The 18,683-nt window shown below is 74.5% G+C and carries 18 protein-coding genes and 3 tRNA genes; 16 read left to right on the top strand and 5 right to left on the bottom strand.

All coding sequences use genetic code 11. The annotated features are described in order from the left end of the window. Positions 1-75 precede the first annotated feature (75 nt). Both FGI33_RS09215 and FGI33_RS09210 read left to right on the top strand, forming a co-directional pair. The gene (locus FGI33_RS09215) at positions 76-555 is read left to right on the top strand and encodes a MarR family winged helix-turn-helix transcriptional regulator (RefSeq protein WP_204586856.1); all 480 of its coding nucleotides are present in this window, start codon (positions 76-78) and stop codon (positions 553-555) included. Beyond that, on the top strand, positions 552-1,292 hold the full coding sequence (locus tag FGI33_RS09210; RefSeq protein WP_119435353.1) for a YqjF family protein: 741 nt from the start codon (positions 552-554) through the stop codon (positions 1,290-1,292). The genes FGI33_RS09215 and FGI33_RS09210 overlap by 4 nt, the downstream gene beginning before the upstream one ends. Positions 1,293-1,302: 10 nt before the next feature. Here the strand turns inward: FGI33_RS09210 and FGI33_RS09205 are convergent, their stop codons facing one another. Further along, entirely contained in the window at positions 1,303-3,138 is a 1,836-nt protein-coding gene (locus FGI33_RS09205; RefSeq protein ID WP_119435354.1) for a glycoside hydrolase family 15 protein, read from the bottom strand. A gap of 276 nt (positions 3,139-3,414) precedes the next feature. Between FGI33_RS09205 and FGI33_RS09200 the strand changes: the two genes are divergently transcribed. Beyond that, positions 3,415-3,948 (top strand): O-acetyl-ADP-ribose deacetylase, encoded by a 534-nt coding sequence (locus FGI33_RS09200; protein ID WP_237581719.1) that lies wholly within the window; start codon positions 3,415-3,417, stop codon positions 3,946-3,948. 69 nt (positions 3,949-4,017) lie between these two features. On the opposite strand, the gene FGI33_RS09195 is transcribed toward FGI33_RS09200, so the two are convergent. From FGI33_RS09195 to FGI33_RS09185, 3 genes are all read right to left on the bottom strand, one after another. Continuing rightward, positions 4,018-4,093, bottom strand: a tRNA-Phe gene (locus FGI33_RS09195). A gap of 70 nt (positions 4,094-4,163) precedes the next feature. After that, positions 4,164-4,240 (bottom strand) — tRNA-Asp (locus FGI33_RS09190). Between the two features lie 19 nt (positions 4,241-4,259). Further along, positions 4,260-4,335, bottom strand: a tRNA-Glu gene (locus FGI33_RS09185). A gap of 425 nt (positions 4,336-4,760) precedes the next feature. Here FGI33_RS09185 and FGI33_RS09180 point away from each other — a divergent pair. Both FGI33_RS09180 and FGI33_RS09175 read left to right on the top strand, forming a co-directional pair. After that, a complete protein-coding gene (locus FGI33_RS09180) occupies positions 4,761-6,056 on the top strand; it encodes a M23 family metallopeptidase (RefSeq protein ID WP_119435280.1) in 1,296 nt (431 codons plus the stop codon). Between the two features lie 13 nt (positions 6,057-6,069). Then, positions 6,070-7,455, top strand: a complete 1,386-nt coding sequence (locus tag FGI33_RS09175) for a C40 family peptidase (protein ID WP_237581717.1) — start codon at positions 6,070-6,072, stop codon at positions 7,453-7,455. Between the two features lie 96 nt (positions 7,456-7,551). Here FGI33_RS09175 and FGI33_RS09170 read toward each other — a convergent pair whose 3' ends face one another. Continuing rightward, the gene (locus FGI33_RS09170; RefSeq protein ID WP_119435694.1) at positions 7,552-8,073 is read right to left on the bottom strand and encodes an inorganic diphosphatase; all 522 of its coding nucleotides are present in this window, start codon (positions 8,071-8,073) and stop codon (positions 7,552-7,554) included. A 54-nt stretch (positions 8,074-8,127) separates the two neighbouring features. Between FGI33_RS09170 and tilS the strand changes: the two genes are divergently transcribed. The 11 genes from tilS to FGI33_RS09115 all read left to right on the top strand — a co-directional run bounded on the left by tilS (position 8,128) and on the right by FGI33_RS09115 (position 18,646). Next, positions 8,128-9,153: a tRNA lysidine(34) synthetase TilS gene (gene tilS / locus FGI33_RS09165; RefSeq protein ID WP_237581715.1), complete on the top strand. Its 1,026-nt coding sequence runs from the start codon at positions 8,128-8,130 to the stop codon at positions 9,151-9,153. A 1-nt stretch (position 9,154) separates the two neighbouring features. Next, positions 9,155-9,706 (top strand): hypoxanthine phosphoribosyltransferase, encoded by a 552-nt coding sequence (hpt, locus tag FGI33_RS09160; protein ID WP_119435098.1) that lies wholly within the window; start codon positions 9,155-9,157, stop codon positions 9,704-9,706. 157 nt (positions 9,707-9,863) lie between these two features. Next, positions 9,864-11,864, top strand: coding sequence for an ATP-dependent zinc metalloprotease FtsH (gene ftsH / locus FGI33_RS09155; protein ID WP_119435097.1), 2,001 nt, complete (start codon positions 9,864-9,866; stop codon positions 11,862-11,864). A 4-nt stretch (positions 11,865-11,868) separates the two neighbouring features. Beyond that, complete coding sequence (folE, locus tag FGI33_RS09150; protein WP_119456860.1) at positions 11,869-12,459, top strand: GTP cyclohydrolase I; 591 nt, start codon at positions 11,869-11,871, stop codon at positions 12,457-12,459. A 35-nt stretch (positions 12,460-12,494) separates the two neighbouring features. Next, a complete protein-coding gene (folP, locus tag FGI33_RS09145) occupies positions 12,495-13,337 on the top strand; it encodes a dihydropteroate synthase (protein WP_237582469.1) in 843 nt (280 codons plus the stop codon). A gap of 4 nt (positions 13,338-13,341) precedes the next feature. Continuing rightward, complete coding sequence (locus tag FGI33_RS09140; RefSeq protein ID WP_119435622.1) at positions 13,342-14,052, top strand: DUF3592 domain-containing protein; 711 nt, start codon at positions 13,342-13,344, stop codon at positions 14,050-14,052. Beyond that, positions 14,046-14,954: a 2-amino-4-hydroxy-6-hydroxymethyldihydropteridine diphosphokinase gene (gene folK, locus FGI33_RS09135; protein WP_237581713.1), complete on the top strand. Its 909-nt coding sequence runs from the start codon at positions 14,046-14,048 to the stop codon at positions 14,952-14,954. The genes FGI33_RS09140 and folK overlap by 7 nt, the downstream gene beginning before the upstream one ends. After that, the gene (locus FGI33_RS09130; RefSeq protein WP_119403089.1) at positions 14,951-15,433 is read left to right on the top strand and encodes a DUF3180 domain-containing protein; all 483 of its coding nucleotides are present in this window, start codon (positions 14,951-14,953) and stop codon (positions 15,431-15,433) included. The genes folK and FGI33_RS09130 overlap by 4 nt, the downstream gene beginning before the upstream one ends. A 98-nt stretch (positions 15,434-15,531) precedes the next feature. After that, a complete protein-coding gene (locus tag FGI33_RS09125; RefSeq protein ID WP_119435703.1) occupies positions 15,532-16,020 on the top strand; it encodes a PH domain-containing protein in 489 nt (162 codons plus the stop codon). Beyond that, complete coding sequence (locus FGI33_RS09120) at positions 16,017-17,888, top strand: PH domain-containing protein (RefSeq protein ID WP_237581711.1); 1,872 nt, start codon at positions 16,017-16,019, stop codon at positions 17,886-17,888. The genes FGI33_RS09125 and FGI33_RS09120 overlap by 4 nt, the downstream gene beginning before the upstream one ends. Then, on the top strand, positions 17,885-18,646 hold the full coding sequence (locus FGI33_RS09115; RefSeq protein ID WP_119434183.1) for a Rossmann-like and DUF2520 domain-containing protein: 762 nt from the start codon (positions 17,885-17,887) through the stop codon (positions 18,644-18,646). Before FGI33_RS09120 ends, FGI33_RS09115 begins: the two co-directional genes overlap by 4 nt. Positions 18,647-18,683 lie beyond the last annotated feature (37 nt).

Here is an 18,683-nt window from a genome sequence, read left to right as displayed (position 1 = left end):
CCTGCTCCTCTACGATGGGAATGTCAGCAGGCGGATAGTAAGCCTGCTGACGATCACTGTAGCAGGAGGGCGCCCATGCAGGACGACGAGCTCGCCAGCTGGCCCACCGGGCGGCTGCTGTCCACGGCCGCGCGCGCGGTCGAGCACGCCTGGTCGGAGGCTCTCGCGACCCTCGGCGTCACGCACGCGGGCCTCATCGCGCTGCACCTCCTGCGCGACGGGCCGCTCAGCCAGATCCAGCTCGCCCGCTCCGCGCACGTCGAGACGCAGACCATGTCGCGCACGCTCGAGCGGCTGGAGCGGGAGGGGCTCGTGTCGCGCGCGCCGGATCCCCACGACCGCCGCCGCCACGTCGTCGCCCGCACCCAGGCCGGCGCCGACGCGTGGGAGCGCGCGCAGGCGCTCGAGCAGGACGTCGTCCCCGAGCTCGCCCGCTCCGCCGAGATGCGCCGCGGCCTCATCGACGTGATCCGCGCGGCCGGCCGCCCGGCGCCCGCCGCGGAGACGATCGACACGCCCGCGCCCGCGACGGCGACTCCCGGGCGCGCCCGATGACCCGCCCCGCGGATCCGGTCTCCGCCGCCGCCCCCGACCTCCCCGGCCGCGCGGTCATCCGCCAGGTGTGGAGCGACCTCGCCTTCGTGCACTGGTGCGTGGATCCCGCGCTCGTCGCCCCGCTCCTCCCGCCGGGCACGCGACCGGACGTCCACGACGGATCCAGCTGGGTCGGCCTCATCCCGTTCGTCCTGTCGCGCAGCGCCTTCCCGCCCCTGCCGGCCGTGCCGTGGGCCGGCACGTTCGCCGAGCTCAACGTGCGCCTCTACAGCGTCGGCGACGACGGCCGCCGCGGCGTGGTCTTCCGGTCGCTCGAGGCCGCGAAGCTCCTGCCGGTGATCGGGGCGCGCGTGGGCCTCGGCCTGCCGTACATGTGGGCGTCGATGACCCACGACGAGCACGACGGCGTGGTCACCTACACCTCACGAAGGCACACGGGCTCGCGTCCGTCGTCGCGCCTCTCCGTGCGGCCGCTCGGCGAGGAGGTGGAGGGGGATCCGCTCGCCGACTTCCTCACCGCGCGCTGGGGTATGCACGTGGCCCGCGGCGGCGTGACGCGCTACTGGCCGAACACGCACGACGCGTGGACGCTGGAGCGGGCCGAGCTCGTGGACCTCGACGACGAGCTGGTCGCGGCCGCTGGCCTCCCCGGGGTCGTCGACCGCGCGCCCGACTCGGTGCTGTTCTCCCGCGGCGTTCGCACGGAGTTCGCCGGCCCGCTCCGCCCGCGCGCCTAGCGCCGGACCGCTACCGCTTCGCGCGCGGCGTGCGCGTCGAGCGCTTCCGCCCGCTCGACAGCTCGTCGATCGTCAGCGCCGCGCTCACCAGCGCGAGGTGGCTGAGCCCCTGCGGCAGGTTGCCGAGGAACGCGTCGTCGTCGGCGTCGATCATCTCGGCGTACAGCCCGACGTCGTTGCCGAGGTCGACCAGCTGGTCCATGAGCTCGCGCGCCTCGTCCATCCGCCCGACGCACGCGAGCGCGCCCGCCATCCAGAACGCGCATGCCACGAAGGTGCCCTCCTCCTCCGGCATGCCGGAGTAGCGGTACAGCAGCGGCCCGCGGCCGAGCTCGGAGCGCAGCGCGTCGAGGGTGCGGGACATGCGCTCGCCGCGGTCGAAGCCGGAGACGGCGTGCAGCAGGATGCTCGCGTCGAGCCGCTGGCTGCCCGGGTGCATCACGTAGGCGCCGCGCCCCTCGTCCCAGCACTCCTCCTCGACCCAGGTGCGGATCCGGTCGCGCTCGGCCCGCCACCGGTCCGGCACGCCGGGGATCTGGCCCAGCTCCGCGAGCTCGACGGCGCAGTCGAGCGCCTGCCAGCAGCCGAGCTTCGAGGTCGTGTAGTGCTGCTCGTCCTCGAGCTCCCACATGCCGGCGTCGCGCTTCTGCCACATGTCGCAGGTGCGGTCGGCGAACGTCGCGAGGAGCCGGCCGGTGTCGGCGTCGAGCACGTTGCCGTCGCGGACGTAGGTGCGCACCACGTCGAACAGGTCGCCGAAGACGCCCAGCTGCAGCTGCGACTGCGCGTCGTTGCCGTCGACGACGGGCCCGACGCCGCGCCAGCCCGGCACCTCGGGGTTCGAGCTGCCCTGGGGCACGCCGCCCTCGAGGGAGTAGAAGACGTGGAGGTCCGGGCCGTTGTCGCGGATCGTGCGGAGCATCCACGACACCGCCGCGTGCGTCTCCTCGCGCAGGCCGAACCGCACGAGCGCGTTCACCGTGTACGCGAGGTCGCGCACCCAGGCGAAGCGGTAGTCCCAGTTCTTGCCGCCGTCCATCCGCTCGGGCAGCGAGGTCGTCGCGGCCGCGGCGATGGATCCGGTGGGCGCGTGCACGAGCAGCTTCAGCGCGAGGGCGCTGCGCTGCACGGCCTCGGCCCACTCGCCCTCGTACCGGAACTCGGCGCTCCAGTACTCCCAGTTGCGGATGGTGCGGTCGATGCCCTCGTCCACGATCTCCGGGTTCGGGATCCGCACGGGCTCCCGCTCGGTGCCCACCATCGTGATGACGTGGCGCGACCCCTCCCTCGTCGTGAACGCGCCGGACAGCGACTGCGTCCCGGGCTCGGCGGGACCGTGGTCGAGGCCGACGACCGCGAGGGTGACGCCGTCCACGCGGATGACGTGCCCGTTGTGCGTCGACTGCACCCACGGCGACGACGTGCCCAGCGCGGTGCCGGGCGCGACGAGCCAGCTCATCGCGACCGCGCCCGCGAGCCCCTCGACCCGACGCCCGAGCTCCGACCACGGCAGGCGACCGGCGACGCCCGTGACGAGCGCGTCGGTCACGCGCACCGTGCCGGACGCCGTGGTGAAGGTGGTGGTGAGCACGTTGGTGCCGGGCACGTAGGCCCGCGTCACCTCGAAGTCCTCGTCGGGCCGCAGCGTGATCCGGCCGCCGTGCGGGGCGTCGAGCATCGCGGCGAACGCGGGCGCCGTGTGCAGGTTCGGCAGCGGCAGCCAGTCGATGTCGCCGTCCTCCGCGATGAGCGCGACGGTGCGCCCGTCCCCGATGGCGGCGTAGCTGCGGAGGGCGACGTAGCCGTCGGTGCGCTCGGGGGCGGGGCGGGATGCGGGCTTGGCCATGGGACTCCTGTCGACGCCGGCAGGAGGTCACCGACCCCTCCAGTATCCCCGCGTCGCCTCCGCACGACCGGGCCGCCGGCCGGTCGCGGTCATGACGGCCCGCCGGGAGCGCCCCGTCGGGGACGCGCACGGCGGGCCGCCCAATCCGTTCTTCCCCGGGTTCCGAATAATCCCGATGTGCCCGGAGCCCACCCGAACGGTTCCGGTCGCCGCCCGTCGGACAGCGTCGTCCGCGCGGGTCTCCCTCCCCGTGCCGATCCGGGCCAGGCTGGATCCATGACCGAGCTCGAGGCCGTGCGCGGCGACATCACCCGGCAGGACCTCGACGCGATCGTGAACGCGGCGAACTCGTCGCTCCTCGGCGGCGGGGGAGTGGACGGCGCGATCCACCGCGCGGCCGGCCCCGAGCTGCTCGCCGCCTGCCGCCGCATCCGCGCGGAGCGGCTGCCCGACGGCCTGCCCGCGGGCGACGCGGTCGCGACGCCCGGCTTCCGCCTCGCGGCGCGCCACGTGATCCACACGGTCGGTCCCGTCTGGTCGGCGTCCGACGACCGCACCCCGGTCCTCGCGAGCGCCTACCGCCGGTCGATCGAGGAGGCCGCGGCCCTCGGGATCCGCAGCGTCGCCTTCCCCGCGGTCTCGGCCGGCGTCTACGGCTGGCCGGTCGACGACGCGGCGCGCGTGGCGGTCGCGTCGGCGCGCGAGGCGATCGCGGACGGCGCGGCGGACGGGATCGAGCTGGTGCGCTTCGTCCTGTTCTCGGACGCGGTGCTGGCGGCCTTCGCGGCGGCGCTCGCGTCCGGCGCCTGAGGCGGGCCGCCGGTAACGGGCCGAGAAGAAGGACTCCGGCCCTGCCGTCGAGGACGGGGACCGGCGAGATGGTGCCTGGACGCGGCGTCGATCCGCGGACCTTTCGATTTTCAGTCGAACGCTCTACCAACTGAGCTACCCAGGCGAGCGGGCGGCTTGCGAGAAGACGCCCACATCGGACAGAAGCCCTCTCGTGAGAGAGGGCTCGCCGTCCGTGGCGACCCTGACGGGACTTGAACCCGCGACCTCCGCCGTGACAGGGCGGCACGCTAACCAGCTGCGCTACAGGGCCTTGCTTGTCGGTCATTGCCTGGTGACCCCAACGGGATTCGAACCCGTGTTAACGCCGTGAAAGGGCGCCGTCCTAGGCCACTAAACGATAGGGCCGCTCGTCCTGGTCTCCCAGATCTCGCAGCAACCGACACGTCAGCATAACCGCACTCCGGGCGAGGACTCAAATCGACCCTCCTCGAGAGGGCGACCGCCCCGCCATCATGCGGATCGGACGGCGTGTCGGCTCCGCGCGCACGGGCTCCGCGCGCGGATCGGCAGGGTCCTCCACCGCCTCCTGCCAGGTTCGCGACACGGCCAGCGCGCTGCTGCGGCGGCACCCTGCCGCGGGGTTAGCCTTCGGTCGACCCTCCCGGGGAGGGATCCCCAGCGTGGATCCCCGCATCGGCGCGCTGTGCGCCGCGCACCCCCGTTGCTACTGTGAGAGCCGGTGAAGGCGTGACGGATGTGATCCGCGCTCCCCGCCGGCCCTGCAGGGAGGCACAGCCGGCCAGCCGGGCGACACGATGATCGGGATCACCATGCACCAGGACCTCCTCCGGAGACCGCGCAGCCAGGGCGCCACGCGGTCGCGCCCGCGCGGACGCCGCAGCCTCCAGGCCATCGTCGCGATCGCGGCCGTCCTCCTCACCGGGTCGATCGCCGCCCCCGCCCACGCCGAGACCTTCGCCTCGTGGGACGACGTGCAGAAGGCGCGCGGCGACGAGCAGGCGCAGCAGGCGCTCGTGCAGCGGATCAACGACGAGATCGCGTCCCTCCAGCAGAAGGTCACCGACGCGCAGGACCTCGTGACGAAGCGCGGCGAGGAGCACGACGCGGCGCAGCAGGCGGCCGACGACAAGTACGAGGACACCGTCCAGCTGCAGCAGAAGGTCGACGCGGCCGACGCCAAGGCCACGAAGTCGCAGGAGCAGGCCGCCGGCCTCGCCAAGCAGCTGATGCGCTCCGGCGGACAGAACCTCTCCGGCACCCTCCTCCTCAGCGAGGGCGACGGCACCGACGACCTCCTCGACAAGCTCGGCACCATGAGCAAGGTCGCCGAGAAGTCCGACCAGATCTACGCGATCGCCCTGCAGGACCGCAACGCCGCGAAGTCCCTCAGCGACCAGGCGCAGGTCGCCCTCACGGAGCTCGACGCGCTCAAGGCGAAGGCCGAGCAGCTGCTGGCCGACGCCGCGCAGGCGCAGGCCGACCTCGAGCAGGCGCTCGAGGACCAGAACGCGCAGAAGGCCGACGCCGACGCGAAGCTCGCGGTCATGGCGGAGGACCGCGAGGCCACCGAGGACGACTACCAGGCCGGCGTCCGCAAGCGCCAGGCCGACGCCGACGCCCTGGCCGCCAGCCAGGGCCGCGCGGGCGGCGACGTCTCGCCCGGCGCGATCAGCGCATCCGGCTGGACCGCGCCGCTTCCCGGCGCGAACACGAGCGGCTACTACGGCCCCCGCTTCCACCCCATCCAGCACCGCATGATCTTCCACGCCGGCGAGGACCTCGTGCGCGGCTACAGCTGCGGCGAGACGCAGTACGCCGTGCACGCCGGCACCGTCGTGTTCGCGGGTTGGAACGGCGGCTACGGCAACTACATCCGCATCGACCACGGCGGCGGCGTCTCCTCCGCCTACGGGCACATCGCCAACGGCGGCACGCTCGTGCGCAACGGGCAGCAGGTCGTCGCGGGCCAGCCCATCGCGATCACCGGCACCACCGGCGGCTCGACCGGCTGCCACTCCCACTTCGAGATACGCCTCAACGGGAACCCCACCGATCCGGTGGCGTTCATGCACGGCCAGGGCGTCTCCATCACCAGCACGCACTGACATGAGGAACGACATGAGCCACCTCCGCCCGACCACGGTCGTCATCTCCACGATCGCCGTGGGGGTGATCGCGGTGTCCAGCGGCGTCGCCGCCCAGACCGCGTTCGCCGCGACCGACTACCCCTCGTGGGCCGACGTGCAGGCGGCGAAGGCGAACCAGGCCGACACGCAGGCGGCCATCGACCGCGTGACCGAGCTCGTGACGGGCCTCCAGGAGTCGGCGGACCAGTCGAACAAGGCCGCCCTGATCGCCGGCGAGAAGTACGCCGAGGCGCAGGCCGCGCGCGACGCGAAGGCCGACGAGCTCGCGCGCCTGCAGAAGAAGGCGGACGAGGCGCAGGCCACGGCCCTCACCAGCCGGATGCGGGCGGGGCTCCTCGCGAGCCACCTCGCCCGGGCGGGCGGGCAGGACATCACCGCGAGCCTCTTCGCGTCCGACGGCGACGACGCGGAGGAGCTGCTGCGCTCGCTCGGCACCATGACGAAGCTGTCCGAGAGCACGCAGTCCGTGTACCAGCAGGCGCTCGCGGACCGCAACAGCGCCGCGTCGCTGAGCGACCAGGCGCAGGTCGCGAAGGACGAGCTCGCCCGGCTCGCGGACGAGGCGCAGCAGGCGCTCGACGACGCGAACTCCGCCGCCGCGACCGCGCAGGCCGCGGTCACCGAGCAGACGCGCAACAGCGACCAGCTCATCGCGCAGCTGGCGCTCCTCAAGGACTCCACCGCGGAGATCGAGGCGCAGTACATCCAGAGCATCACGCAGCCGCCGATCCCCGCGGCGGCCTCGGCGGCAGCGCCGTCCAGCGGAACCGGTGGCGGCTCCTCCTCCGGCGGCGGATCGTCGTCCGGCGGCGGCGGATCCTCCTCCGGCGGCGGCGGCTCGTCGTCCGGTGGCGGCGGATCCTCGTCCGGCGGCGGGTCGAGCGCCCCCGCTCCCGCGCCGCAGCAGCCGGCCCCGCAGCAGCCGTCGCGTCCGGCGCCCGCGCCGGCGCCCGCTCCCGCGCCGGCTCCCGCCCCGTCCGGCAACGCCGCCCAGGTCGCCATCGCGTTCGCGAAGGCCCAGCTCGGCGAGCCCTACGTCCTCGGCGGCGCGGGCCCGAACCAGTGGGACTGCTCGGGCCTCGTGATGATGGCGTACCGCGCGGCGGGGATCGACGTCGGCAGCCACTCGGTCAGCAGCCAGTACGCCAAGATGCAGGCGCAGGGACGCCTCGTCCCGTTCTCGCAGCGCCAGGCGGGCGACATCATCTTCTGGAACAGCGGCGGCGGCTTCTACCACGACGCCATCTCGCTCGGCGGGAACACGATCATCGCGGCGCCGAAGCCCGGCGACGTGGTGAAGATCCAGGGACTCTGGGGCGGCAGCGACCTCATGCCCTACGTCGGCCGCCCGGGCTGATCCCCGACCCGTCACACGACGACGCCCGCCTCACCGCATCAGCTGCGGGGGCGGGCGTCGTCGTGTCCGGCGCGCGGACTCAGGCGGTGACGCGGATCAGGCGTCCTCCTCCGGCTCCCCGCCGTGGCCGTCGCCCTCGGCCTGGAGCTTCTCGAAGCCGGCCTGCACGATGCGCTCGGCCTCGGCCGCGTCGCCCCAGCCCTCGGTCTTGACCCACTTGCCGGGCTCGAGGTCCTTGTAGTGCTCGAAGAAGTGCTCGATCTCGTTGCGCGTCTGCTGCGGCACGTCGTCGATGTCCTGGATGTGGGCCCAGCGCGGGTCCTTCGCGGGGACGCCGACGACCTTGGAGTCGATGCCGGCCTCGTCGCTCATGTTGAACACGCCCACGGGGCGGATGGAGACGCCGACGCCCGGGAAGACGGGGTACTCGAGGAGCACGAGCACGTCGACGGGGTCGCCGTCGAGGCCGAGCGTGTTCTCGAAGAAGCCGTAGTCGGTGGGGTAGACGAACGACGTGAAGAGCACGCGGTCGAGGTACACGCGGCCCGTCTCGTGGTCGACCTCGTACTTGTTGCGGGACCCCTTGGGGATTTCGACGACGACGTCGTAGCTGGCCATGCGCGTGCTCCTCGTGGTTCTGACGTGGGCGGGATGCTGCCATAACGTTAGTGGATGCCCTCCGAGCGCCCCCGTCTGACCCCCGCCGTCGCGGACCTCCGGCGGGCGGTCCGCGAGGCGCTCGCGGCGATCCCCGGGAGCCCGGCCGGCCCCGCCCTCGTCGCCCTCTCCGGCGGCGCCGACTCGCTCGCGCTGGCCGCGGCGGCCGCCTTCGAGGGCCCGCGCGCGGGCGTCGCCGTGGGCGCCGTCGTCGTCGACCACGGGCTGCAGGACGGGTCCGCCGGCGTCGCCGCCCGGGCAGCGGACGCCGCGCGCGCCCTCGGCCTCGCGCCGGTCGTCGTGACGCGCGTGCGGGTGGATCCGGGCGCGTCCGGTCCCGAGGCCGCCGCCCGCGCCGCGCGGTACGCGGCGTTCGACGCGGCCCTCCGGGAGACCGGATCCCGCGCGCTGCTCCTCGCCCACACCCTCGACGACCAGGCCGAGACCGTGCTGCTCGGGCTCGCACGGGGATCCGGCGCGACGAGCCTGCACGGCATGGCCCGCTCCGCGCCCGCCCGCGACGCCGACGCCGTGTACCTGCGGCCGCTGCTCGGGATCCGCGCGGCCGTCACCCGCGCCGCGTGCGCCGACCAGGGCCTCGACGCATGGCAGGACCCGCACAACGCGGATCCCGCCTACGCCCGCGTCCGCGTCCGCCACGACGTGCTCCCCGTGCTCGAGCGGGAGCTCGGCCCCGGCATCGCCGAGGCGCTCGCCCGCACGGCCGACCAGCTGCGCGAGGACGACGACGCGCTCGAGCACTTCGCCGCCGAGATGGTCGAGGAGATCGCCGACCACGCCGAGGCGGGCATCTCCCTGGAGGTCGCCTCGCTGCTCGCCGCGCCGCCGGCGCTGCGGCACCGGCTGATCCGGCTCGCCGCGCGCGAGGAGTTCGCGGCCCACCTCTCGCGCACGCACGTCCTGGAGGTCGCGCGGCTGGTCACCGACTGGCACGGGCAGGGGCCGGTCGACCTGCCGGGCGTTAGGGTCGTACGCAAGGACGAGCTCATCGTCCTCAGCGCCAGGACGACGGAAGAGTGACATGAGATCCACCGACATCGCCGACGACCTGACCGAGGTCCTCCACACCGAGGACGAGATCCACGGCCGCATCGCCGGCATGTGCCGCGAGATCGAGCGCGACTACGCGGGGGAGGAGCTGCTCCTCGTCGGCGTCCTCAAGGGCGCGGTCATGGTCATGGCCGACCTCGCGCGCGAGCTCGCGCTGCCGATCCACATGGACTGGATGGCGGTCAGCTCCTACGGCTCCGGCACCAAGTCGAGCGGCGTCGTCCGCATCCTCAAGGACCTCGACGCCGACCTCACCGGCCGGCGCGTGCTCATCGTCGAGGACATCATCGACTCCGGCCTCACGCTCTCCTGGCTGCTGGCGAACCTGCGCTCGCGCGGCGCCGCGAGCGTGGAGGTGTGCGCCCTGCTGCGCAAGCCCGAGGCCGCGAAGATCGCGGTCGACGTCAAGTACGTGGGCTTCGAGATCCCGGACGACTTCGTGGTCGGCTACGGCCTCGACTACGCGGAGCGGTACCGCAACCTCCGCGACGTGGCGGTCCTCGCGCCGCACGTCTACAGCTGACGCGTCCCGCTCCTCTTACCCGCCTCCATGCCGGCGCACGTTCGGCTGGCGGCGAACACCGCGGCCACGCCCAGACGGCCGCTTGTATCCTCGAGACATCTCGTCGCCGTACGGCGCGGCACGGGCAGAAAGGTGTCGGGCCCGCGCCCCTACGCTCATGAACTTCAAGAAACTCCTCCGCAGCCCGATCCTGATCGTCGTCCTCGCCATCGTCGTGGTGTCGGTGGGCTTCAGCCTCATCACCGGGTCCGGCTACAAGACCATCACCACGCAGCACGGCCTCGAGCTGATCCAGGACGGCAAGGTCGCCTCCGCCAAGATCATCGACGGCGAGCAGCGCGTGGACCTCACGCTCGCGAGCGCCGACGGCGACAACGGCACCATGGTGCAGTTCAACTACGTCGCGCAGCGCGGCGGCGAGATCGTCTCCGCCATCACGACCGCGAACCCCGCCGAGGGCTTCGACGACCAGGTGCCGCAGCCGAGCTGGCTCCTGTCGGCGTTCAGCATCCTGCTGCCGCTCCTGCTCATCGGCTTCTTCATCTGGATCATGTTCTCCGGCATGCAGGGCGGCGGGAACCGCGTCATGCAGTTCGGCAAGTCGAAGGCGAAGCTCGCCTCGAAGGACTCCCCGAAGGTGACGTTCGCCGACGTCGCCGGGTCGGACGAGGCCATCGAGGAGCTCGAGGAGATCAAGGACTTCCTCAAGGAGCCCGCCAAGTTCCAGGCCGTCGGCGCCCGCATCCCCAAGGGCGTGCTGCTCTACGGCCCTCCCGGCACCGGCAAGACCCTGCTCGCGCGCGCCGTCGCGGGCGAGGCGGGCGTGCCCTTCTACTCGATCTCCGGATCCGACTTCGTCGAGATGTTCGTGGGCGTCGGCGCGAGCCGCGTGCGTGACCTGTTCGAGCAGGCCAAGCAGAACGCGCCGGCCATCATCTTCGTCGACGAGATCGACGCGGTCGGCCGCCACCGCGGTGCCGGCGTCGGCGGCGGCAACGACGAGCGCGAGCAGACCCTCAACCAGCTCCTGGTGGAGATGGACGGCTTCGACGTCAAGACCAACGTGATCCTCATCGCGGCCACCAACCGGCCGGACGTGCTCGACCCCGCGCTCCTCCGTCCCGGCCGCTTCGACCGCCAGATCGGCGTCGACGCCCCCGACCTGCAGGGCCGCAAGCAGATCCTCGAGGTGCACGGGCGCGGCAAGCCGCTCGCCGCGGGCGTCGACCTCGAGGTCCTCGCGCGGAAGACGCCCGGCTTCACGGGCGCCGACCTCGCCAACGTCCTCAACGAGGCCGCGCTCCTGACGGCGCGCTCCAACGCGCAGCTCATCGACGACCGCGCGCTCGACGAGGCCGTCGACCGCGTCATGGCCGGGCCCCAGCGCCGCAGCCGCATCATGCGCGACCACGAGAAGCTCATCACCGCGTACCACGAGGGCGGCCACGCGCTCGCGGCGGCGGCGATGAACAACACGGACCCCGTCACCAAGGTCACGATCCTGCCGCGCGGCCGCGCCCTCGGCTACACGATGGTGCTGCCGCTGGAGGACAAGTACTCCGTCACCCGCAACGAGCTGCTCGACCAGCTCACGTACGCCATGGGCGGCCGCGTCGCGGAGGAGATCGTGTTCCACGACCCCACCACGGGCGCGTCGAACGACATCGAGAAGGCCACGTCGACCGCGCGTCGCATGGTCACCGAGTACGGCATGAGCGCCAAGGTCGGATCCGTGAAGCTCGGCTCCAGCTCGGGCGAGCCCTTCCTCGGGCGCGAGCTCGGCGGCGGCCGCGACTACTCGGAGGACATGGCCCTGACGGTCGACGCCGAGGTGCGCGCGCTCCTCGACGGCGCGCACGACGAGGCGTGGCAGGTCATCAACGACAACCGCGACGTGCTCGACCACCTGGCCACCGAGCTCCTCGAGAAGGAGACGCTCGACCACGACCAGCTCGCGGCGATCTTCGCGGACGTCAAGAAGCTGCCCCCGCGCCCGCAGTGGCTCTCGAGCGACAAGCGCCCGCTGTCCGACCTGCCCCCCGTGGCCATGCCGCAGAAGGCGCCCATCGACCAGGGCGTCGTCGACGGCGCGGTCGACTCGGAGCCGCCGGCCGGCAAGCCGAAGCGCTCGCCCTTCCCGCGCCCCGCGACGGCCTGAGCCGGTGGGCGTCGACCGGGCGCGCATCGAGGCGGCCGTGGCCGAGCTGATCCTGGCCATCGGCGAGGACCCGCACCGGGAGGGCCTCGCGACCACCCCGGCGCGGGTCGCCGAAGCGTACGGCGAGTTCTTCGCGGGCGTCGGCGCGGATCCGCTCCGGCACCTGCGCGAGACATTCCCGCTCCCGAAGACGGACGCCGCGCCGCAGCCCGTGATCGTGACGGGCATCGCGTTCCGCTCCATCTGCGAGCACCACCTGCTGCCGTTCACGGGCGTCGCGCACCTGGCCTACGTGCCGGGGGAGCGGATCGTGGGCCTCGGCCGCCTGCCGCGGGTCGTCGACGACCTCGCGTCGCGGCCGCAGATGCAGGAGCGGCTGGGCGAGCAGATCGCCGATGCGCTCGAGCGGGGGCTCGGCGCGCGCGGCGTGGCCGTGATCCTCGACGCGACCCACGGCTGCGTCACCGCGCGCGGCACCCGCCAGGCCGGCAGCACGACCATCACCATCGCGGCGCGCGGATCGCTCGCCGAGCCCGCGGCGCGCGCCGAGGTGCTCGCTCTGCTGCCCGCGGCGGGCTCCCGGGGCCGGCCGTGACCACGCCGTCGTCGCCCGCCGGGCAGACGCTCGTGATGGGGATCCTCAACGCGACGCCCGACTCCTTCAGCGACGGCGGCCACCACCTCGCCCTCGACGACGCGCTCGCGCACGCCCGGCGGATGGTCGCCGCGGGCGCGGATCTCGTGGACGTGGGCGGCGAGTCCACCCGCCCGGGCGCGCTCCGCGTCGACGCCGACGAGGAGCTCCGGCGCGTGCTGCCCGTGGTCCGGGAGCTCGCCGCGGAGGGGATCGCCGTGAGCGTCGACACCATGCGCGCCGCGACCGCCGAGGCGTGCGTCGCCGCGGGGGCGCTGGTCGTCAACGACGTGTCGGGGGGCCTCGCGGATCCGCGGATGGCCGCGGTCGTCGCGGGCGCCGACGTCGACTACGTGGCCATGCACTGGCGCGGGCACAGCGACGCCATGGCGGCACGCGCGAGGTACGCGGACACGGTGGGCGAGGTGCGGGACGAGCTGCGCGCCCGCGTCGACGCGCTCGTCGCCGCGGGGCTCGATCCCGCCCGGATCGCCGTCGACCCCGGCCTCGGCTTCGCGAAGGAGGCCGCGCACGACTGGCAGCTGCTCGGATCCCTCGACGCGTTCGTCGGCCTCGGCCACCGCGTGCTCGTGGGCGCCTCCCGCAAGCGCTTCCTCGGGCGGCTGCTGCCGGAGGGCGCGGGCGTCGAGGAGCGCGACGTGCCGACCGCGGTCGTCAGCGCCCTCTCCGCGCGCGCCGGGGCGTGGGCCGTCCGCGTGCACGACGTCGCCTCCACCCGGGCCGCGCTCGCGGTCGAGGAGGCGTGGTCGCGCGGGCGTGCCGAGGCCCTCGCCGCCGCATCCGCCGGGCCGTCGGCCGTCGCCGGTCTGTCAGAGTAGGAGCATGAGCGCCGTGAGCCAGGACCGTGTCGTCGTCTCCCCGCAGGCGGTGCTCGTGCGCATCGCGATCGCCGCGCTCATCGCGTCCGTGATCCTCGGCGTCGGCCTGACCTTCCCCGCCGACCTCGCCGCCGGCGCGGGAGCGGCCGTCGTGGTCGCGAAGGTCGTCGCGGTCGTGCTCGGGCTCCTCGGATCCCTCGGCGCCGCCTACGCGTCCGTCGTGCTGCTGTCGCCCGTCCTCACCACCGTGGGCGCCGCGCTGTGGCCGGCCGCGGTCGTGCTGCTCGGCACCGCGCTCGGGATCGTGGGGGCTCTGCCGTTCTCGTCCGCCGCGGTCGAGGGCGACGCGTCGCACGCCGTCCTCGGGCTCGTCGCCGCCGTGCTCGCCGTCCTCGGGATCGCCGCCGCCGTCGCGTGGGCCGTCGTCCAGCGCCGCGTCGCGCGCCTCGCGGCCACCGCCCGCCGCGTCACCGAGACCGGCCGCCGCACCTCGGCGATCGTCACGGCCGTGCAGCGCCTCGACGGATCCGGCGAGGCGGTGCGCGCGCGCCTCACGGTGGCCTTCACCGACGGCGACGGGCGCGACCACCACGTCACGCGCACCGTGACGACCGCCGACCGGCTGCTCCCCGCCGTCGGCGGCAAGCTGCCGCTCTGGTACGACCCGGCCGACCCTGCCGACCTCCCCTCCATCGTCGTGGGCCGCTCATGGTGACGCCCCTCCCCGCCGACCGCATCCTCCTCACCGGCCTCCGCGTGCACGCCCACCACGGCGTGTTCGCGGAGGAACGCCGCGACGGCCAGCCGTTCGTGATCGACCTCGAGGTCGCGCTCGACCTGGCGCCCGCCGGCGGCACCGACGAGCTGGCGCGCACGCTGCACTACGGCGAGCTCGCCGAGGAGGTCGCCGCGGCGGCCGAGCGGGATCCCGTCGACCTCATCGAGACGCTCGCCGAGCGCGTCGCGGGCGTCGTGCTCGCGCATCCCGTCGCCCGGTCGGTGCGCGTCACCGTGCACAAGCCGGACGCGCCCATCTCTGTCCCCTTCGACGACGTGGCCGTCGTGATCGAGCGCGCGTCCGCCCTGCCGGCGCCGGGGGAGACCGTGCGCGCGGTCGTGGCCGTGGGATCCAACCTCGGCGACCGGCGCGCGGCCGTCGAGCGCGCGCTGGCCCGCATAGACGCGGTGCCCGGCCTCCGCGTCGTGCGGTCCTCCGACCTCGTGGAGTCCGTCGCCGTGACCGCCGACGGGGAGGACCCGACGAAGCCCGGCTACCTCAACGGCGTCGCGCTGGTGGACTCCGGCCTCGGGCCGCACGCGCTGCTGGACGCGCTGGCCGCGATCGAGCGCGACCTCGGCCGCGTGCGCGCGGAGCGCTGGGGCGACCGCACGATCGACCTCGACGTGGTCGCGTACGGCGACGCGCGGATCCACGACGACCGCCTCACGGTCCCGCACCCGCGCGCCGCCGAGCGCGCCTTCGTGCTCGGGCCCTGGCTGCAGGCGGATCCCGACGCCGAGCTGCCCGGCCGAGGCCGCGTCGCCGCGCTGCTCGCCGCCCTCGAGCCGGCCGCCGGACCCACCGCCGACGCCGACCCCGCGGAGGCGACCCGATGACCCGCACGCGCTCCACCACCCTCATCGCCCTGCTCATCGCGGGCGCGGCCGTCGGCTGGTTCGCCGAGAACGCGCTCCTCATGAGCGGGCGCGCGCTCCTCATCCCGCCGCTCACTCTCGGCGCGACGCTCCTCATCGTCGGGATCGTGCTGCTCGCGCTCGCCCGCCCCATCCGCCGCTCGACGCTCGGCCGCACGCCCGGCCGCGTCGACCCGTTCCGCGCCACGCGCGTGGTGCTGCTCGCGAAGGCGTCGGCGCTCGCGGGCGCGCTGCTCACCGGGATCACCGGGGGAGTGCTGGCCTTCGTGCTGGCCCGGCCGGTGCTGCCCGGCGCGTCCTCCGTCGGGCTGGCGGTGGCCGGTACGGTGGGAGCCGTCGTCCTCCTCGTCGCCGGGCTGGTCGCCGAGCACTGGTGCACGGTCCCGCCCGACGACCGGGACGACTCGCGCCCCGGGGACCCGGCGCGCGAGCTCTCGTAGGACCCCGCAGCGCCACCGCTCGCATGCCCCACCGCACCCCGCTCAGAGGCTCCGCGGCACCACCGCTCGCGGGCCCGACCGCACCACCGAGGAGCACCGTGACCCCGAACGTCGACCCGCACGGCGTCTCGTGGCGCCGCGTCTCCCCCCGCCTCGTCGGCGTCGAGCTGGTGGGCGGCGTGATCACCGCCCTCGTGCTCGGCGGCATCGCCGTGTTCCTGTCCGTCGTCGGCGCGCCGGGCTGGCTCCGCATCGTCCTCGGCGCCGCCGCGGTGATCGAGCTGGTCGTGACGCTCGTGATCGTCCCGCGTCGCGTGCGGGCGATGGGCTACCAGCTGCGCGAGGACGACCTCGTCTTCCGCCGCGGCATCATGTGGACGCGCGTCGTCGCCGTGCCGTACGGCCGGATGCAGCTCGTCGACATCACGCGCGGCCCCGTCGGCCGCGTGCTCGGCCTCGCCGACCTCAAGCTCGTCACGGCGGCGGCCGCGGCGGCCATCCAGATCCCGGGGCTCACGAACGCGGACGCCGAGGAGCTGCGCGACCGGCTGGTCGCCCTGGCCGAGACGCGCCGGGCCGGGCTGTGAGCGACCGGACGCCCGAGGATCCGGCGCCCGGCGCGTCCGCGGAGCCGGCCGACGCGGCGCCCGCGCCCGCGGTCGCCCCCGCGATCCCCGCCGCCGAGGCCCGCATCGCCGAGGAGCTCACCGACGGCGGCTGGCACCGCCTCCACCCCGCCACCCCCGTCCTGCGCGGCGGGCTCGTGTTCATCGTCGCGATCGGCTTCCTGCTCTCGTCCCTGCGCGAGCAGATCGTCGAGCGCTTCGTCCCCGGCCAGGACCAGGGCGGCGAGGGCGACCTCATCCCGATGCTCGTCGAGACCGGCGCCCTGATCTGGGTGCTCCTCGCCCTCCTCGCCTTCACGCTGCTCGCGGTCGGCGTCTCCTACCTCTCGTGGCGGATGCACACGTTCCGCGTCACCGAGGAGACCGTGGAGGTGCGCAGCGGCATCCTCTCGCGGACCAACCGGCGCGCCCGGCTCGACCGGATCCAGGGCGTCAACATCGTGCGCCCGCTCGTCGCGCGGCTGATCGGCGCGGCCAAGCTCGAGATCCAGGTCGCGGGCAACGACGCGAACCTGCCGCTGCAGTACCTCCGCTCCCGCGACGCCGACGCGTTCCGCCTGCGCGTGCTGCGGCTCGCGTCGGGCGCCCGGGCCGAGGCGGCCGGATCCGCTCCCGCCGCCCCCGGCGCTCCCGCCCGCGGCTTCGTCGGCTCCCGCGTCGACGACTTCCTCGCCCCCGAGCTCGACCCGGACGCCGCGCCGCCGCAGTCGGTCGTGCGCATCCCGATCCCGCGCCTCGTCGGCGCCGTGCTCCTCTCCGCGCCCACGGTCGTGCTCGTGCTGTTCGTGGTGGTGGGGATCCCGCTCATCGTCCGGTTCGAGGCCTGGTACCTGCTCGTGCCGCTGCTGCCGACGCTGCTGGGATCCGCCGGCTTCTTCGTCCGGCGCATCACGCGCTCCCTCCGCTACAGCGTCGCCGGCACGCCCGACGGCGTCCGGGTCGGCTTCGGCCTGCTGTCGACGAGCAACGACACCATCCCGCCCGGCCGGATCCACGCGGTCGAGGTCGTGCAGCCGCTGCTCTGGCGCGCGGCCGGCTGGTGGGAGATCCGCATCACGCGCGCCTCGCACTCCTCGTCGCCCGGCGCGGCCGGCCAGCAGAACACGTCGATCCTCCCGGTGGGCGACCGCCGCGACGTCGACCGCGTGCTCGGCCTCGTGCTGCCGGACCTCGTGGGCGAGCAGGCGCTCGCGCTCGTCGCCGTGGGCATGACCGGCCGCGGCGGCGTCGACGACGGCTTCACGACGTCGCCGCGCCGCGCGTGGATCCTCAAGCCGTTCTCCTGGCGCCGCACCGGCTTCGCGGTCGACGCGTCGGCGTTCCTCGTCCGTCGCGGCATGATCTGGCGCCGCCTCGTCATCGTGCCGCACGCCCGGACGCAGGGCGTGGACCTCACGCAGGGCCCGATCGACCGCCGCCTCGATCTCGTCTCGGTGCGCGCCGCCACCGTCGCGGGACCCGTCGACACGCGGCTCGGCGCCATCGACCGCGCCACGGGGATGGAGCTGTCGACGCGGCTCGTCGCGGCCGCCGTCGCCTCCGCCCGGTCGGACACGTCCGCGCGCTGGGGCGCCGAGGCCGCGAGCTGGCCGGCGCCGGGATCCGCGGCCGCGTCCGCGACGGCCGAGCCCTCGGAGGCCGCGCCGCCCGCGCCGGCCGAGCCCTCGGAGGCCGCGCCGTCCGCGCCGGCCGCCGCGTCCGCGCCGTCCGCGCCCGGTGCGGCTCCGACCCCCGCGTCCGACGTCCCGGCCGATCCCGCTGACTGGCCGCCCCCGCCGCCGACCCCGCCCGCCCCGCGCCACCGCTCCACCCCCGAGGACCCCGCATGACCGCCCCGTCCCAGCGCTCCGGCCGCCTCGGCGTGGGCATCGTCGGCGCGGGTCGCGTCGGCCCCGTCCTCGGCGCCGCGCTCGCGGGCGCCGGCCACGCGATCACCGGCATCTCGGCGGTCTCCGCCGCCAGCCGCGAGCGCGCCGAGGCCATGCTGCCGGGCGTCCCGGTCCTCGAGATCCCCGACCTCGTCGAGCGGAGCGAGCTCGTGATCCTCGCCGTCCCCGACGCCGAGCTGCCCGGGCTCGTCGCGGGCCTCGCCGCCACGGGCGCGTGGCAGGCCGGCCAGCTCGTCGTGCACACGTCGGCGGCGCACGGGATCCAGGTCCTCGCCCCCGCCTTCGCGTCCGGCATCATCCCGCTCGCCATCCACCCGGCGATGTCGTTCACCGGCACGAGCATGGACTTGAGCCGGATGGCCGACAGCTGGTTCGCCGTCACCGCGCCCGCGCCCGTGCTCCCCATCGCGCAGGTGCTCGTCGTGGAGATGGGCGGCGAGCCCGTCGTCGTGGAGGAGCGCGACCGCCCGGCGTACGCCGAGGCGATCTCCACCGCGACCACGTTCTCCACCGCCATCGTCGACCAGGCGGCGGGCCTCCTCGCGGGCATCGGCGTCGAGGAGCCGGGCCGCGTGCTCGGCCCGCTGATCCGCTCGGCCGTCGACGACGCGCTCCGCCGCTCCTCCCCGGCCGGAGGCGCGCGCCTCACGACGGGCGACGTGCCGCTGCCGACGGACGAGGGCCCCGCGCCGCACTAACCTGGTGCGTCCGCGTCCCGAGCACCCGAGGAGCACC

It is taken from the genome of Clavibacter phaseoli (genome assembly GCF_021922925.1).
Taxonomy (GTDB): domain Bacteria; phylum Actinomycetota; class Actinomycetes; order Actinomycetales; family Microbacteriaceae; genus Clavibacter; species Clavibacter phaseoli.
Note: the sequence above shows the minus strand (reverse complement) of the source record. Positions and strands in the feature narration are given on the sequence as shown.